This is a genomic window from Vibrio sp. A37, assembly GCF_059777565.1.
Genome location: NZ_JBLNLI010000073.1, coordinates 1 through 626, shown reverse-complemented (window position 1 = coordinate 626; position 626 = coordinate 1). Strand labels below are relative to the sequence as shown.

Below are 626 nucleotides of genomic sequence, written 5' to 3'. Positions count from 1 at the left end.
GACTGCACATTCGGGGTGTCACCTTGACATAAGGCCTGATACATCTGATGCACAAACCCCCATAGTATTGGGTTACTCCACCCATCACTGACGCTGTGGTGCTCGGTTTTCATCACGGTGATGTGCTCGCGACTGTGACGCAATAAGTGCAGTCGAACTAAACCTGGCTGAGTTAAATCAAACCCTTTTTGGCGATCGGCTTGCTGAATGGCTGTGATCCGCGCGGCTCTTTCCTCTTCACTCAGATGACTCAGGTCAATGTCGATGAAATGACGTTCACTCAATAACGTATCGGTCAGCACTTGCAGGGGCTCACCGTCCGTGTCAAAGGCCATACGCAGCACAGGGAAACGCTTCGAGGCCAACACCCACGCTTGTTTATAGTACGAAACATTCAGCGGCTGATGATAATCAAGCAACAACTGCACGCGATACGCGTCATCGTCGGGATACATTAAGTCATGAACAATGAAACCCTGTTGTAAACTATTGGCTGGGAACAGGTGTTCAACCTGCGGGTAGCGCGATTGAATCGCTTGCAATCTTGACACCGAGAGCCCCGCCACATCGTAATCAGAAGGCGTACGCAGCCCACCTTGTGCCGCTTTGTGGCAAGCAACGTCCGT

Annotated in this window: 1 protein-coding gene; it reads right to left on the bottom strand. The window is 51.4% G+C overall.

All coding sequences use genetic code 11. The features are described from left to right. A partial coding sequence (locus ACM2FC_RS23585; protein ID WP_498483467.1) for a condensation domain-containing protein occupies positions 1-626 on the bottom strand: 626 nt, incomplete at both ends.